At 69.2% G+C, this 15,251-nt stretch carries 13 protein-coding genes and 1 tRNA gene; all 14 read right to left on the bottom strand.

The annotated features are described in order from the left end of the window. Positions 1-93: 93 nt before the first annotated feature. Positions 94-3,987 carry a DNA-directed RNA polymerase subunit beta' gene (locus tag IGA62_RS08865; RefSeq protein ID WP_145815453.1) on the bottom strand — a complete coding sequence of 1,298 codons (3,894 nt, stop codon included), beginning with the start codon at positions 3,985-3,987 and terminating at the stop codon, positions 94-96. Positions 3,988-4,080: 93 nt separating this feature from the next. Next, entirely contained in the window at positions 4,081-7,521 is a 3,441-nt protein-coding gene (gene rpoB / locus IGA62_RS08870; RefSeq protein WP_145815452.1) for a DNA-directed RNA polymerase subunit beta, read from the bottom strand. A gap of 574 nt (positions 7,522-8,095) precedes the next feature. Beyond that, on the bottom strand, positions 8,096-8,485 hold the full coding sequence (rplL, locus tag IGA62_RS08875) for a 50S ribosomal protein L7/L12 (protein ID WP_145815451.1): 390 nt from the start codon (positions 8,483-8,485) through the stop codon (positions 8,096-8,098). Positions 8,486-8,539: 54 nt separating this feature from the next. Beyond that, positions 8,540-9,085 (bottom strand): 50S ribosomal protein L10, encoded by a 546-nt coding sequence (gene rplJ, locus IGA62_RS08880; protein WP_091451966.1) that lies wholly within the window; start codon positions 9,083-9,085, stop codon positions 8,540-8,542. A gap of 411 nt (positions 9,086-9,496) precedes the next feature. Further along, positions 9,497-10,189, bottom strand: coding sequence for a hypothetical protein (locus IGA62_RS08885; RefSeq protein ID WP_145815450.1), 693 nt, complete (start codon positions 10,187-10,189; stop codon positions 9,497-9,499). After that, entirely contained in the window at positions 10,186-11,004 is an 819-nt protein-coding gene (locus IGA62_RS08890; RefSeq protein WP_145815449.1) for an ABC transporter ATP-binding protein, read from the bottom strand. The genes IGA62_RS08885 and IGA62_RS08890 overlap by 4 nt, the downstream gene beginning before the upstream one ends. 79 nt (positions 11,005-11,083) lie before the next feature. Further along, positions 11,084-11,800, bottom strand: a complete 717-nt coding sequence (gene rplA / locus IGA62_RS08895) for a 50S ribosomal protein L1 (protein ID WP_091451974.1) — start codon at positions 11,798-11,800, stop codon at positions 11,084-11,086. 83 nt (positions 11,801-11,883) lie between these two features. After that, positions 11,884-12,315: a 50S ribosomal protein L11 gene (gene rplK, locus IGA62_RS08900; protein ID WP_091451977.1), complete on the bottom strand. Its 432-nt coding sequence runs from the start codon at positions 12,313-12,315 to the stop codon at positions 11,884-11,886. Positions 12,316-12,503: 188 nt separating this feature from the next. Next, the gene (nusG, locus tag IGA62_RS08905) at positions 12,504-13,220 is read right to left on the bottom strand and encodes a transcription termination/antitermination protein NusG (protein ID WP_145815448.1); all 717 of its coding nucleotides are present in this window, start codon (positions 13,218-13,220) and stop codon (positions 12,504-12,506) included. A gap of 29 nt (positions 13,221-13,249) precedes the next feature. Next, a complete protein-coding gene (gene secE / locus IGA62_RS08910; RefSeq protein ID WP_145815447.1) occupies positions 13,250-13,642 on the bottom strand; it encodes a preprotein translocase subunit SecE in 393 nt (130 codons plus the stop codon). Between the two features lie 208 nt (positions 13,643-13,850). Beyond that, positions 13,851-13,923, bottom strand: a tRNA-Trp gene (locus tag IGA62_RS08915). A 127-nt stretch (positions 13,924-14,050) separates the two neighbouring features. After that, on the bottom strand, positions 14,051-14,443 hold the full coding sequence (locus IGA62_RS08920) for a MaoC family dehydratase (RefSeq protein WP_145821716.1): 393 nt from the start codon (positions 14,441-14,443) through the stop codon (positions 14,051-14,053). Between the two features lie 43 nt (positions 14,444-14,486). Beyond that, positions 14,487-14,933: a MaoC family dehydratase N-terminal domain-containing protein gene (locus tag IGA62_RS08925; RefSeq protein WP_091451988.1), complete on the bottom strand. Its 447-nt coding sequence runs from the start codon at positions 14,931-14,933 to the stop codon at positions 14,487-14,489. A gap of 122 nt (positions 14,934-15,055) precedes the next feature. Further along, on the bottom strand, positions 15,056-15,223 hold the full coding sequence (gene rpmG / locus IGA62_RS08930) for a 50S ribosomal protein L33 (RefSeq protein ID WP_013288652.1): 168 nt from the start codon (positions 15,221-15,223) through the stop codon (positions 15,056-15,058). Positions 15,224-15,251 lie beyond the last annotated feature (28 nt).

Raw genomic sequence — 15,251 nt, forward strand, 5'->3', positions numbered from 1 at the left:
CCCCGGCCCGGCCGTCGGGGTGTCGGCGGAGGGCCGAGCCCGACACGCGACGAGGCCCCCGGCGCGCTGCCGGGGGCCTCGTCAGGGCACTACTTAGCGGTACGACCCGAAGTCGAAGTCGTCCAGCGGCACCGCCTGGCCGCTGGCCGGCCCGAAGCCGTAGTCGGTCTCCGGGTAGCCGGTCATCGAGTAGACCTTGGCCTTCGCCTCCTCGGTCGGCTCGACCCGGACGTTGCGGTACTTGCTGATGCCCGTACCGGCCGGGATGAGCTTACCGATGATCACGTTCTCCTTCAGGCCGATCAGCGAGTCGCTGCGGGCGTGGATCGCCGCGTCCGTCAGCACCCGGGTGGTCTCCTGGAAGGAGGCCGCCGACAGCCACGAGTCGGTGGCCAGCGACGCCTTGGTGATACCCATCAGCACCGGACGGCCGGCGGCGGGCTCGCCGCCCTCGGAGACGAGTCGGCGGTTCTCCGACTCGAACAGCGCCCGGTCGACCAGCACACCCGGCAGGAACTCCGTCGAGCCGGAGTCGATGACCGTCACCCGCTTGAGCATCTGGCGGATGATGATCTCGATGTGCTTGTCGTGGATGAGCACACCCTGCGAGCGGTAGACCTCCTGGACCTCCTGGGTCAGGTGGACCTGGACCGCGCGCGGGCCGAGGATGCGCAGCAGCTCGTGCGGGTCGATGGTGCCCTCGGTGAGCTTCTCGCCGACCTCGACGTGCGCCCCGTCGTGGACGCCCGGACGCAGCCGGACCCGCTTCGAGATCTTGTCGTAGACGATCTCGTCGCTGCCGTCGTCCGGCACCACGATGATCTTCCGCGAGCGCTCGCCGTCCTCGATCCGGATCCGGCCGGGGGTGTCGGCGATCGGCGCCTTGCCCTTCGGGACCCGGGCCTCGAAGATCTCCGTGACACGCGGCAGACCCTGGGTGATGTCCTCACCCGCGACACCACCGGTGTGGAAGGTACGCATCGTGAGCTGCGTACCCGGCTCACCGATGGACTGGGCGGCGATGATGCCGACGGCCTCGCCGATGTCCACGGTCTTGCCGGTCGGCAGCGAGCGGCCGTAGCAGGCACCGCAGACGCCCAGCTTCGACTCACAGGTCAGCACGCTGCGCACCCGGACCTGCTCCACCCCGGCCGCGACGATCTTGTCGACCAGGATCGAGTTCAGGTCCGCGCCCCGCTCGACGACGATGGTGCCGTCCGGCCCCTTGATGTCGTCGGCCAGGGTCCGGGCGTGCACGCCGGTCTCGGCGTGCTCGTGCACCACCAGCTTGCCGTCGATCCGCTCGCCGATCTGCATCGGGATCGCCCGGTCGGTGCCGCAGTCCTCCTCGCGGATGATGACGTCCTGCGACACGTCCACCAGACGACGGGTCAGGTAACCCGAGTCGGCGGTCCGCAGCGCGGTGTCCGCGAGGCCCTTCCGGGCGCCGTGCGTGGAGATGAAGTACTCCAGTACGGACAGACCCTCCCGGTAGCTCGACTTGATCGGCCGGGGGATGATCTCGCCCTTCGGGTTGGCCACCAGGCCACGGATCGCGGCGATCTGCCGGAGCTGGAGCAGGTTACCGCGGGCGCCCGAGTGGATCATCTTCCACAGCGGGTTCTCCCGGGGCAGCGAGTTCTCCAGGTTCTTGGCGACCTCGTTGGTGGCCTTGGTCCAGATCTCGATGAGCTCGCCGCGGCGCTCCTCACCGGTCATGAGACCACGCTGGTACTGCTTGTCGATCCGGTCGGCTTCCTTCTCGTACCGGGCCAGGATCTCCCGCTTGCTCGGCGGGGTGACGACGTCCTCCATGCCGATGGTCACACCGGACCAGGTGGCCCAGTGGAAACCGGCCTCCTTGAGCCCGTCCAGGGTGGCCGCGAGGGCCACCTTCGGGAACCGCTCGGCGAGGTCGTTGACGATCGCGGAGAGCTGCCCCTTGCGCACCTCGTAGTTCACGAAGCGGTAGCCGACCGGCATGGTCTCGTTGAACAGCACCCGCCCGAGGGTGGTCTCGACGATCAGCGGCTCGCCCTCGACCCAGCCCTCCGGCGCGACCCACGGCTCGGCCCCGGCGCCGTTGTCGACACCGGTGATGCCGCGCAGCCGGATCCGCACCGGCGACTGGAGGTGCAGCTCGCCGTTGTCGAAGGCCATCCGCGCCTCGGCGTCCGAGCTGAACGCCCGGCCCTCGCCCTTGCCACCCGGGGTGAAATGGGTGAGGTGGTACAGACCGATGATCATGTCCTGGGTGGGCATGGTCACCGGCTTGCCGTCGGCCGGCTTGAGGATGTTGTTCGACGAGAGCATCAGGATCCGCGCCTCGGCCTGAGCCTCGGCGGAGAGCGGCACGTGCACCGCCATCTGGTCACCGTCGAAGTCGGCGTTGAAGGCGGTGCAGACCAGCGGGTGGATCTGGATCGCCTTGCCCTCGACCAGCTGCGGCTCGAACGCCTGGATGCCCAGCCGGTGCAGGGTGGGCGCCCGGTTGAGCAGCACCGGGTGCTCGCCGATGACCTCTTCCAGCACGTCCCACACGACCGGGCGCTGCCGCTCGACCATCCGCTTGGCGGACTTGATGTTCTGCGCGTGGTTGAGGTCGACCAGCCGCTTCATCACGAACGGCTTGAACAGCTCCAGCGCCATCTGCTTGGGCAGGCCGCACTGGTGCAGCTTCAGCTTCGGGCCGACGACGATGACGGAACGGCCGGAGTAGTCGACCCGCTTGCCGAGCAGGTTCTGCCGGAACCGGCCCTGCTTGCCCTTGAGCATGTCGGAGAGCGACTTCAGCGGTCGGTTACCCGGGCCGGTGACCGGACGGCCACGACGGCCGTTGTCGAACAGCGCGTCGACGGCCTCCTGGAGCATCCGCTTCTCGTTGTTGACGATGATCTCGGGCGCGCCGAGGTCGATCAGTCGCTTGAGGCGGTTGTTCCGGTTGATCACCCGGCGGTACAGGTCGTTCAGGTCGGAGGTCGCGAAGCGGCCACCGTCGAGCTGCACCATCGGCCGCAGGTCCGGCGGGATCACCGGGACGCAGTCGAGCACCATGCCGAGCGGCGAGTTGCGGGTGTTCAGGAACGCGGCGACCACCTTGAGCCGCTTGAGCGCCCGGATCTTCCGCTGCCCCTTGCCGGAGCGGATGATCTCGCGGAGGTTCTCCGCCTCGGCGTCGAGGTCCATGTTCTGGACCAGCGCCTTGATCGCCTCGGCACCCATGCCGCCGGTGAAGTACTCACCGAACCGGTCCCGCAGCTCGCGGTAGAGCAGCTCGTCGGTGACCAGCTGCTTCGGCTCCAGCTTGCGGAAGGTGTCGAGCACCTCGTCCAGACGGTCGATCTCGCGCTGGGCCCGGTCGCGGATCTGGCGCATCTCGCGCTCTCCGCCCTCCTTGACCTTGCGCCGGACGTCCGCCTTGGCACCCTCGGCCTCCAGCTCGGCCAGGTCGGCCTCGAGCTTGGCGGCGCGCTTCTCGATCTCCGAGTCGCGGCTGTTCTCCGCCTGCCGCTTCTCGGCGAGGATCTCGTTCTCGATGGTGGAGAGGTCACGGTGACGCGACTCGGCGTCCACGCTCGTCACCACGTACGAGGCGAAGTAGATGATCTTCTCGAGGTCCTTGGGGGCGAGGTCCAGCAGGTAGCCCAGCCGGCTCGGCACGCCCTTGAAGTACCAGATGTGGGTCACCGGGGCGGCCAGCTCGATGTGCCCCATGCGCTCACGACGCACCTTGGAGCGGGTCACCTCGACGCCGCAGCGCTCACAGATGATGCCCTTGAACCGGACCCGCTTGTACTTGCCGCAGTAGCACTCCCAGTCCCGCTGCGGACCGAAGATCTTCTCGCAGAAGAGCCCGTCCTTCTCCGGCTTCAGGGTGCGGTAGTTGATCGTCTCAGGCTTCTTGACCTCGCCGTGGGACCACTGACGGATGTCGTCGGCGGTGGCGAGGCCGATGCGCAGCTCGTCGAAGAAGTTGACGTCGAGCACTTGGTTATCCCTCACATCAAGTCAGCTCGGTTGATGGTTCGGCGGGAGCGGGTGCGGCGGCGATGGTGTCGCGCGCCGCCGCACCCGGCCCGATCAGACTTCGTCGACGCTGCTCACACCCTCGTTGGGCCGGCGGGAGAGGTCGATGCCGAGTTCCTCTGCCGCGCGGAACACCTCGTCGTCGGTCTCGCGCATCTCCAGGGCGACACCGTCGCTGGAGAGCACCTCGACGTTGAGGCAGAGCGACTGGAGCTCCTTGAGCAACACCTTGAACGACTCCGGGATGCCCGGTTCGGGGATGTTCTCGCCCTTGACGATCGCCTCGTAGACCTTCACCCGGCCCAGGACGTCGTCGGACTTGATGGTCAGCAGCTCCTGGAGCGCGTACGCCGCGCCGTAGGCCTGCATGGCCCAGCACTCCATCTCGCCGAACCGCTGGCCACCGAACTGCGCCTTACCACCCAGCGGCTGCTGCGTGATCATCGAGTACGGACCGGTCGACCGAGCGTGGATCTTGTCGTCGACCAGGTGGTTCAGCTTCAGGATGTAGATGTAGCCCACCGCGATCGGGTCGGGCAGCGGCTCGCCGGAGCGACCGTCGAACAGCTGCGCCTTGCCGCTGGAGCCGATGAGCTGCTTGCCGTCCCGGTTGGGCAGGGTCGACGCGAGCAGACCGGAGATCTCCTCCTCGCGGGCACCGTCGAAGACCGGGGTGGCCACGTTGGTGTCCGGCTCGGCCTCGGCGGCCTCGATCGAACGCAGCGCCCGCTTCCAGTCGGCGTCGTCGCCCTCGACGTTCCAGCCGGTCTTGGCGACCCAGCCGAGGTGCGTCTCCAGGACCTGGCCGATGTTCATCCGGCCCGGCACGCCGAGCGGGTTGAGCACGATGTCGACCGGGGTGCCGTCCTCCAGGAACGGCATGTCCTCGACCGGCAGGATCTTGGAGATGACGCCCTTGTTGCCGTGCCGGCCGGCGAGCTTGTCACCGTCCTGGATCTTCCGCTTCTGGGCGACGTAGACCCGGACCAGCTCGTTGACGCCCGGCGGCAGCTCGTCGCCGTCCTCGCGGGAGAAGGTCCGTACGCCGATGACCGTGCCGGTCTCGCCGTGCGGCACCTTCAGCGAGGTGTCCCGGACCTCACGCGCCTTCTCGCCGAAGATCGCGCGGAGCAGCCGCTCCTCCGGGGTCAGCTCGGTCTCACCCTTCGGGGTGACCTTGCCGACCAGGATGTCGCCGGGGACGACCTCGGCGCCGATCCGGATGATGCCGCGCTCGTCGAGGTCGGCGAGCATCTCCTCGCTGACGTTCGGGATGTCGCGGGTGATCTCCTCCGGGCCGAGCTTGGTGTCCCGGGCGTCGACCTCGTGCTCCTCGATGTGGATCGAGGTGAGCACGTCCTGCTGCACGAGGCGCTGCGACAGGATGATCGCGTCCTCGTAGTTGTGGCCCTCCCAGGTCATGAACGCCACGAGCAGGTTGCGCCCGAGCGCCATCTCGCCCTCGTCGGTGCACGGACCGTCGGCGATGACCTGGCCGGCCTCGACGCGGTCGCCCTCGAAGACCACCGGCTTCTGGTTGACGCAGGAGCCGGCGTTGGAGCGGCGGAACTTGTGCAGCAGGTACGTCCGGCGGTGGCCGTCGTCCTGGTGGATGGTGATGTAGTCGGCGCAGAGGTCCTCGATCACACCGCCGACCTCGGCCACCACGACGTCACCGGCGTCGACCGCGGCACGGTACTCCATGCCGGTGCCGACCAGCGGCGACTCCGCCTTGACCAGCGGCACGGCCTGCCGCTGCATGTTCGCGCCCATCAGGGCCCGGTTGGCGTCGTCGTGCTCGAGGAACGGGATCATCGCGGTCGCGACCGAGGTCATCTGGCGCGGCGAGACGTCCATGTAGTCCACGGCCGACGGCGCCACGTCCTCGGTCTCGCCACCCTTACGGCGGACCAGGACCCGGTCCTCGGCGAAGGTGCCGTCAGCCAGCAGCGGCGCGTTCGCCTGGGCCTTGACGAACCGGTCCTCCTCGTCCGCGGTCAGGTAGTCGATCTGGTCGGTGACCCGACCGTCGACGACCTTCCGGTACGGCGTCTCGATGAAGCCGAACGGGTTGACCCGGGCGAAGGTGGAGAGCGCGCCGATCAGACCGATGTTCGGGCCTTCCGGCGTCTCGATCGGGCACATCCGACCGTAGTGCGACGGGTGCACGTCCCGGACCTCGAAGCCGGCCCGCTCCCGGGACAGACCACCCGGGCCGAGCGCGCTCAGCCGACGCCGGTGGGTCAGGCCCGCCAGCGGGTTGGTCTGGTCCATGAACTGGGACAGCTGCGACGTACCGAAGAACTCCTTGATCGCCGCCACCACCGGGCGGATGTTGATCAGGGTCTGCGGCGTGATCGCCTCGACGTCCTGGGTGGTCATCCGCTCGCGGACGACCCGCTCCATCCGGGAGAGGCCGACCCGGACCTGGTTCTGGATCAGCTCGCCGACGGTGCGCAGGCGACGGTTGCCGAAGTGGTCGATGTCGTCGGCCTCGTAGCCCTCCTCACCGGCGTGCAGCCGGCAGAGGTACTCGACGGTGGCGACGATGTCGTCCTCGGTCAGCGTGCCGGTGGTGATCGGCACGCTGAGTTCGAGCTTCTTGTTGAACTTGTACCGACCGACCTTGGCGACGTCGTACCGCTTCGGGTTGAAGAAGAGGTTGTCGAGCAGGGTCTGGGCGTTCTCCCGGGTCGGGGGCTCGCCAGGGCGCAGCTTCCGGTAGATGTCGAGTAGCGCCTCGTCCTGGCCGGCGATGTGGTCCTTCTCCAGGGTGGTCATCATCAGCTCGGACCAGCCGAACCGCTCGCGGATCTGCTCGGCCGACCAACCGACCGCCTTGAGCAGGACGGTGACGGCCTGGCGGCGCTTGCGGTCGATCCGGACGCCGACGGTGTCGCGCTTGTCGATGTCGAACTCCAGCCAGGCACCCCGGCTCGGGATCACCTTGACGCTGGAGAGGTCGCGGTCGGAGGTCTTGTCCGGCTGCTTGTCGAAGTAGACGCCCGGCGAGCGGACGAGCTGGCTGACCACGACGCGCTCGGTGCCGTTGATGATGAAGGTGCCCTTCGGCGTCATCATCGGGAAGTCACCCATGAACACCGTCTGGCTCTTGATCTCGCCAGTGGTGTTGTTGGTGAACTCCGCGGTCACGAAGAGCGGCGCGCAGTAGGTCAGGTCCTTCTCCTTGCACTCCTCGATCGAGGCCTTGACCTCGTCGAAGCGCGGCGCCGAGAAGGAGAGCGACATGGTGCCGGAGAAGTCCTCAATGGGACTGATCTCTTCGAGGATCTCCGCGAGACCCGAGCGTGCGTGCGGGTCGTCAGCCGACCGGCCCTGCCAGGCCTCGTTCCCGACGAGCCAGTCGAAGGACTCGTTCTGGATGGCGAGGAGGTTGGGGACCTCGAGATGTTCGGTGATCCTGCCGAATGAGACACGGCGGGGAGCGAAAGCGCTCGACGTACGACTGGTCTTCGCAGGGCGGGAAGCTGCCAAGATGCGTCCTTCCGAGGACCGGTGCTGCAGAACGGCTGGTACGCGTGCACTCCAATGACCCCACCAGGAACACCCATAATTGGACATTCCGAGCAGGGGTCGAGATCGGAAGGCAGCGCAAACTAGCAGTGTAGCCGAAAGGCTAACCGCTGTCCAGCCCACCCCGCAGGTCGCCACGGAACGTGCCTCGGGACCCCCGAAACGGGGTCTACCGGGCCGCTCGGAACGCGGCGCTCCCGCTGGACCACCCGGTTTGCTGCGGCATGGTGCTGCCGCTGCCCTTACCCCGGGCGTGGCCGTCGCAAGCGTTGAAGGTCTTGCAGGTGTCAGCGTGCCTGCCCGGGCGGGGTCGCGTCAAGGGCTGATCACCTTCCGGAGGGCTCTTTCCCACCGCCGTGCGACCGTACGACACCGCTGAGTCACCGGACGCCACAGCCAATTCCCAGCTCACGCGCATTGCCAGCAGGTGACGAGACGACGACGGGCGGTGACCCCTCAAAAGGGGTCACCGCCCGTCGTCGGCCGTCGTGTGCCTCAGCTCACGTGAGCCGGACACCGTCGAGGCAGGCTCGGGTCACTTGAGGGTGACCTTGGCGCCCTCACCCTCGAGCTTGGCCTTGGCCTTCTCGGCCGTCTCCTTGTTGACCTTCTCCAGGATGGCCTTCGGAGCGCTCTCGACGGCGTCCTTGGCCTCCTTGAGGCCCAGGCCGGTCAGCTCACGCACGACCTTGATGACCTGGATCTTCTTGCCACCGTCGGCCTCGAGGACGACGTCGAACTCGTCCTTCTCCGGCTCGGCCTCGGCAGCCGCGCCGCCGCCGACCGGCCCGGCCATCATCATCGCGGCCGGGGCCGCGGCGGTGACCTCGAAGGTCTCCTCGAACTGCTTCACGAACTCGGAGAGCTCGATCAGCGTCATCTCCTTGAACGCGTCGAGCAGCTCGTCGGTGCTGAGCTTCGCCATAGCTGGCGTCCTTTCCTAATCTACGGAAGATCGAACCGGGGTGCCGGGAGGCCGTCAGGCCTGCTCGGCGCCCTCCTTCTCGCGCTTGTCCTGCAGAGCAGCCGCCAGACGGGCGGTCTTCGACAGCGGGGCCTGGAACAGGGCCGCGGCCTTGCTCAGGTTGCCCTTCATCGCGCCGGCCAGCTTGGCCAGCAGCACCTCACGGGACTCCAGGTCGGCGAGCTTCGTGACCTCGGCCGCGGAGATGGCCCTGCCCTCGAAGACACCGCCCTTGATGACGAGCTTCGGGTTGGCCTTCGCGAAGTCGCGAAGTCCCTTCGCCGCCTCGACGACGTCGCCCGAAACGAAAGTCAGCGCGGTAGGACCGGTGAACAGCTCGTCGAGGCCGGCAATGCCGGCGTCCGTCGCAGCGCGCTTGGCCAGCGTGTTCTTGGCGACCGTGTAGGTCGTCTCCTGGCCCAGCGAGCGCCGCAGCTGGGTCAGCTGGGCGACCGTCAGGCCGCGGTACTCGGTCAGCACGGTGGCGCCGGCGCCCCGGAACTGCTCGGTCAGCTCGGCGACGGCCGTGGCCTTGTCGGCCCGGATCGGCTTGTCCGCCATGTCCCTCCTCTCTCGTTGCGCCAGGCTGGTCACCAACGAAGCCGGGAGGCGTCGGTGGTGGCGGAGGAATCGCGGGTAACGAGAAAAGCCCCGGCGCAGGGCGCACGGGGCGAGGGCCGGCCGATCGGAAACGTAGTCGGCGGACCACGTACCAACGAACCGATTTTCGCTTGCCGCCCTACGCGGGTCGCCCGTCGTTCGCGGGACCTTCGACCGTGCCGGAGCACGGTGACCAGCGGTCTCTGGGTGGTACCACATCCAAAATTACCTTGGATGACGTCGGAAGACTACGCGACCTCTCCCCCACCGCCAAATCCACCCCGACGTGGGCCCGGTCACCCCCACCGGATCGCCACCACCCGACGCGACGACCGGACCGCACGGCAGCGCCGCCCGGGACGGCCGGTGGCCTCAGCCCCGCAGCCGGCGACGCCAGGCGTAGCCGGCCAGCACCACGCCGGTCCAGAGCACCGCCCAACCCGTCAGCAGGAGCGCCGCCGGCACCGTCACCCCCGTCGCGGTGGCCCGCGCGGTCGGCAGGACCGGGGGCGCGAGCCACGGCAGGACCGAGCCGGACCGGCCGAACACCAGCGCGACGACCGCACCGACCGCGAGCACCGCGACGCCGTACCCGGTGCTGCCAGCGCAGGCACGGCTGGCCAGCGCGCCCAGCGCCACAGCGGCCGGCACGGCGAGCAGGTGGGCCCAGAGCCCCAGCGCGATCCCCACCGGCACCGACCGGTCGTCGACGGCCGCCGGAGTCGCCAGCCCACCCAGCGGCCAGGGCAGCACCAGCGCCAACGTCACCGTGCCGAGCGCCACCACCGTAGCGGCGACCAGACCGGCCACCTGTTCCCGGCGACGGCTGCCGACCGCCACCACCGCCATCCGGCGCTGCACGTCCGGCTCCACGTCCAGCAGCATCTTGGCCTGCCAGGCCAGCACCGGGAAGAGGACCACCGCCGAGACGCCGTACGCCTCCGCCGGCTGGGCGCGACCGCCGCCGTAGAGGACCCCGAGCACGACCAGGCCGGCGAGGAGGGGCCCGAGGACCCGGCCGGTACGCAGGAACCCGGCCAGCCGGAGCCGGACCAGCGCGGTCACCGGGCCACCTCGTCCGGGAGGGCGGTGTCGTCGGCCGCCGGTGGGCGCGGCCCCACCCCGGGACCCGCTCCGGCCCTGGCCGGCCCGGCGGTGCGTACCCGCAGCACCTGGTGGCCCTCGGCGCGCAGCCGGGCGACCGTGCCGGCGACCCGCGCGGCGGGCACCGCCACCTCGACCACCGCCACGTCCTCCGGTTCGTCCGGCCCGGTCTCGGTGACCGTGCCCTCGGCGACCGTCCAGCGCCGCGCTCCGGGCAGCCGGACCGTTTCGTTGCGGTGGTCGCTGACCAGCACCCGACCACCGGCGGCGAGCACCTCGTCGACCACCAGCGGCACCAGGTCGCGGGCGGCGGCGTCCAGGCCTTCCCAGGGCTCGTCGAGCACCAGCAGGCCGGGGGGTCGGAGCATCGCCTGCGCCAGGCCGACCTTCTGCGCCGTCCCCTTCGACAGGTCCGGCAGGCGGACCCGACGGAACCCGGCGATGCCCAGGCGGGACGTCCACTCGTCGACCGCCCGGTCCGCCTCGGCGACGGACAGCCCGGCCACCCGGGCCATCGCGGTGAGGTAGTACGCCACGGTGAACGGCTGGTCGGCGGGGAACCGCTCCGGCACCCAGCCGACGTGGCGGGGACGGTCGACGACCCGTCCCCGGGTGGGGCGGAGCACCCCGGCCGTCACCTGGAGCAGGGTGGACTTGCCGGCCCCGTTACGGCCGAGAACGACGGCCACCTCACCCGGCCCGACCTCTGCGTTCGCCTGTCGCAGCACCCACGGCCCCCGCCGGTGGTACCGCACTGAGACGTTCTCCAGCCGCATGCGACGAGCCTGCCACAGGAGAGACGGATCGGGGCACCGCCACCAACGGTGACGACGCCCCGACCGGTTGTTCCGTTCGTCAGCCCTCGGACGGGGCCTCGTTCAGGTTCTTCACCAGGTTCGGGTCGACCGGAACGCCCGGGCCCATCGTGGTGGTGAGGGTGACCTTCTTGAGGTACTTGCCCTTGGCGGCCGACGGCTTGACCCGCAGCACCTCGTCGAGGACGGCCGCGTAGTTGTCGATCAGCTGCGTCTCGGAGAAGGACGCCTTGCCGATGATCAGGTGCAGGTTCGAGTGCTTGTCCACCCGGAAGGCGATCTTACCGCCCTTGATGTCCGTGACGGCCTTGGCGACGTCCATGGTCACCGTGCCCGTCTTCGGGTTCGGCATGAGACCGCGCGGGCCCAGGATCCGCGCGATCCGACCGATCTTGGCCATCTGGTCCGGGGTGGCGATCGCCGCGTCGAAGTCCAGCCAGCCCTCCTGGATCCGGGCGACCAGCTCGTCGGTGCCCACCTCGTCGGCTCCGGCGGCGGCGGCCTCCTCGGCCTTCGCGCCGGCGGCGAAGACGATCACGCGGGCGGTCTTACCGGTGCCGTGCGGCAGGTTGACCGTGCCGCGGACCATCTGGTCCGCCTTCCGGGGGTCGACGCCGAGGCGCATGGCGACCTCGACCGTGGCGTCGAACTTGACGTTGGTGGTCTCCTTGGCGAGCTTGACCGCCTCGGCCGGGCTGTACAGCTTCGACCGGTCGATGACCTCGGCGGCCTTGCGGTAGCTCTTGCTGCGCTGCATGTTCTGACTACTCCTGTGGTCTCTGGCGGGCGCCGTGCGTCACGCGCCCTCCCACGAACGGGTCTGGTGTCTGGTCGCCGAGGTCAGTCGTTGACGACGATGCCCATCGACCGGGCGGTGCCGGCGATGATCTTCTCAGCCTGGTCGAGGTCGTTGGCGTTGAGGTCGGCCATCTTCTTCTCGGCGATCTCGCGCAGCTGGGCGCGGGTGACCGAGCCGACCTTGTCCTTCTGCGGCACCCCGGAGCCCTTCTGCACACCGGCGGCCTTGATCAGCAGCCGGGCGGCGGGCGGGGTCTTCAGCACGAAGGTGAAGGTCCGGTCCTCGTACACGCTGATCTGGGCGGGGACGATGTCGCCCCGCTGCGACTCGGTCTGCGCGTTGTAGGACTTGCAGAACTCCATGATGTTCACGCCGTGCTGGCCGAGCGCGGGGCCGACCGGCGGCGCCGGGGTGGCCTGGCCCGCCGGCAGCTGAAGCGTGAACGTCTTGACGAGCTTCTTCTTCGGAGGCATGTCTCTTCCTGGGGCTTGGAACGGGAAAAGTGATGCTGGCGCGTCCCGCTTGATGCGCGCACGGTCAGCACGACAGGCGGGGAGCGACATTCAAGGGTAGCGCAGGCCGCCGCAACCCCTCAGCGAGGGCCACCGGACCTGCGTACGGGTCGGGGCGGCGGGCCTCGCCCACCGCCCCGGACGCTACGTCAGATCTTGGTGACCTGGTTGAAGTTGAGCTCCACCGGAGTCTCCCGGCCGAAGATCGACACCAGTACCTTGAGCTTCTGCTGGTCGGCGTTGATCTCGCTGATCGTGGCCGGCAGCGAGGCGAACGCGCCGTCGGTGACGGTGACCGAGTCGCCGACCTCGAAGTCGAGGACCTTGATTTCGGGCTTCGCCTTCTTCTGCTCGGTCTCCACCGCCGGGGCCAGCCACTTCAGGACCTCGTCGAGGGAGAGCGGGGCCGGCCGGTCGGCCCGGTCGGTCGCCCCCACGAAACCGGTGACGCCCGGGGTGTTGCGGACGCAGGAGTACGACTCGGGGGTCAGCTCCATCCGGACCAGGATGTACCCCGGGAAGACCTTGTTCTGGACCTGGAGGCGCTTGCCGTTCTTGACCTCTACCTCTTCCCGGGTCGGCACCTCGACCTGGTAGATGTAGTCCTCCATGTCAAGGCTGGTGATCCGGGTCTCGAGGTTGGTCTTGACCTTGTTCTCGTAGCCCGCGTAGGAGTGCACCACGTACCAGTCACCCGGTGCGTAACGCAGCTTCTGGCGCAGCTCGGCAACCGGGTCGAACTCCGGCTCCGGCTCGGTCAGCGCGAACTCCGGCTCGCTGGCGGCCTCGACCGACTCGTCACCCGCCGCCGTCACCACCGAGGACTGCTCGTCCGCGGATCCGGCGGTCTCGTCGTACTCAGGCACGCTCGCTCACTTCCGTCACTATCGCTTGGTCAGCTGGATCCACCGAAGACCAGCAGCGCGCCCTTGGCGAACACGAAGTCGAGTCCGACGACGAGCGCGGTGACCACCGTCACGAACGCGACCACCACCGCGGTGTAGGTCAGCAGCTCCTTGCGGGTCGGCCAGATGACCTTACGCAGTTCGGCCACGACCTCGCGGATGAACCGCGCGATGCGCCCGAACAATCCGACCTTGTCGTCCGACTTGGTCTTCGGCTTGCTGTCGGCCGATTCGGCCTTGGTCCGCGACCGGGTCGCGGTGCCGCCCCGAGATACCGGCTCCTCGGCGTCGGTGGCGTCGTCGTCGTCGGCCACGCTCTCGACGACTTCGTCGTCGAGACGGTCGTCGCCGGCGTCCTCGCCGCGCCGCTTGTTGTCGGCCACTTCGCCCTCCGTCGCGGATGTCGGGTCGCACGTTGTCGGACGTGCGCGGCGCTGGTCACGCCGGCCGGACCAACCGTCCCGCGACGGGCCGCGGCCGGCGGATCAGCCGAAGGGCCCGATGCCTCGGAGCCACCCCGCCGATACCACCACCACGGGCCGAACGCCGCCGGCAGGCGGCGCGACCCACGGGACGGTCAGGCCTGAGGCGCAGGGGTGACAGGACTTGAACCTGCAGCCTGCGGTTTTGGAGACCGCTGCTCTGCCAATTGAGCTACACCCCTGTGCGGCACGCTCTCCCCGCACCGACACGCAGGACGGTGCAGGGGTCACTTGCCCCACGGCGGACCAGTGTACGGGTAGTGGGTCCACTTTCCCAACCGGTCTGCCCCTCGCGGGTCGAAACGCAGCTCAGCGGGGCGGCCGGATGACCGCCCGGGCCTGGGCGAGGACCTTCTCCCCGCCGCAGGTGGCGGTCAGGTCGAGGCGGATCAGCCCGTCCTCGGTGATCTCCCGCACCTTCGCGGCGACCTCGATCTCGGCCCCCTCGTCGTCGTCCGGCACGACGACCGGACGGGTGAAGCGGACGTTGTAGTCGACCACCGCGTCCGGCGCGCCGGCCCACTCGGTGACCGCCCGCCCGACCAGCGCCATGGTGAACATCCCGTGCGCGATCACCCCGGGCAGCCCCACGCCGGTGGCGAAACGGTCGCTCCAGTGGATCGGGTTGAAGTCGCCGGAGGCACCCGCGTAGCGGACCAGATCGGCCCGGGTGATCCGGTACGTCCTGGTGGGCAGCTCGATCGGGGCCTTCGCCGCGTCGGTGGCCGTGGTTGCCGCGTCCATGTCAGTCCTCCCCGCGTACGACGAGCTTCGACCAGGCGGTGACCACGGGCTCGTCGGCCACCGTGGAGACCTCGGTCCGGATGGTCAGGAAGCCGTGCCCGCCCCGGTTGTCGATCGCCTCGACGTGGTTGACGCAGACCAGCTCGTCCCCGGCGACCACCGGGCGGGTGTAGGCGAACCGCTGGTCGCCGTGGACGACCCGGCTGTAGTCCACCCCGAGGTCGGGGTCGTCGACGATCTGGCGGCTCGCCGCCATGGTGATCGTCACCGGGAAGGTCGGCGGGGCGACCACGTCGCGGTGGCCGAGGGCCCGGGCGGCCTCCGGGTCGTGGTACGCGGCGTCGGTGGCGCCGATCGCCGTGGCGAACTCACGGATCTTCTCTCGGCCCACCTGGTAGGGGGCGGTCGGCGGGTAGCTCCGGCCGACGAAGGACGGGTCCAGTGACATGCCGAGAACCTACACGGACGAAAAACGCCGATCCGGCACGCACGGACGGCGGATGCCATGCCCTGCGCGCCGGATCGGCGTCGGAAGCTGAGTGGACCGGCCGGCGGAGGCCGGCCGCCGGGTCAGCGGGTCTCGCGGTGGACGGTGTGCTTGCCGTCCCGGGGGCAGAACTTCTTCAGCTCGATACGGTCCGGGTCGTTACGACGGTTCTTGCGCGTGATGTAGTTGCGCTCCTTGCACTCCACACACGCCAAAGTGATCTTCGGCCGGACATCGGTCGCCTTCGCCACGGCGGAGTGCCTTCCTCGCTAACGGGTC

This window comes from Micromonospora sagamiensis (genome assembly GCF_014680085.1).
In the GTDB taxonomy this organism is placed as follows: domain Bacteria; phylum Actinomycetota; class Actinomycetes; order Mycobacteriales; family Micromonosporaceae; genus Micromonospora; species Micromonospora inyonensis.

Excerpts from the sequence above, each read along its gene's own strand:
- rplL (WP_145815451.1), bottom strand. The coding sequence starts at position 8,485 with ATGGCGAAGCTCAGCACCGACGAGCTGCTCGACGCGTTCAAGGAGATG.
- rplJ (WP_091451966.1), bottom strand. The coding sequence starts at position 9,085 with ATGGCGGACAAGCCGATCCGGGCCGACAAGGCCACGGCCGTCGCCGAG.
- IGA62_RS08890 (WP_145815449.1), bottom strand. The coding sequence starts at position 11,004 with ATGCGGCTGGAGAACGTCTCAGTGCGGTACCACCGGCGGGGGCCGTGG.
- rplA (WP_091451974.1), bottom strand. The coding sequence starts at position 11,800 with ATGCAGCGCAGCAAGAGCTACCGCAAGGCCGCCGAGGTCATCGACCGG.
- rplK (WP_091451977.1), bottom strand. The coding sequence starts at position 12,315 with ATGCCTCCGAAGAAGAAGCTCGTCAAGACGTTCACGCTTCAGCTGCCG.
- IGA62_RS08925 (WP_091451988.1), bottom strand. The coding sequence starts at position 14,933 with ATGTCACTGGACCCGTCCTTCGTCGGCCGGAGCTACCCGCCGACCGCC.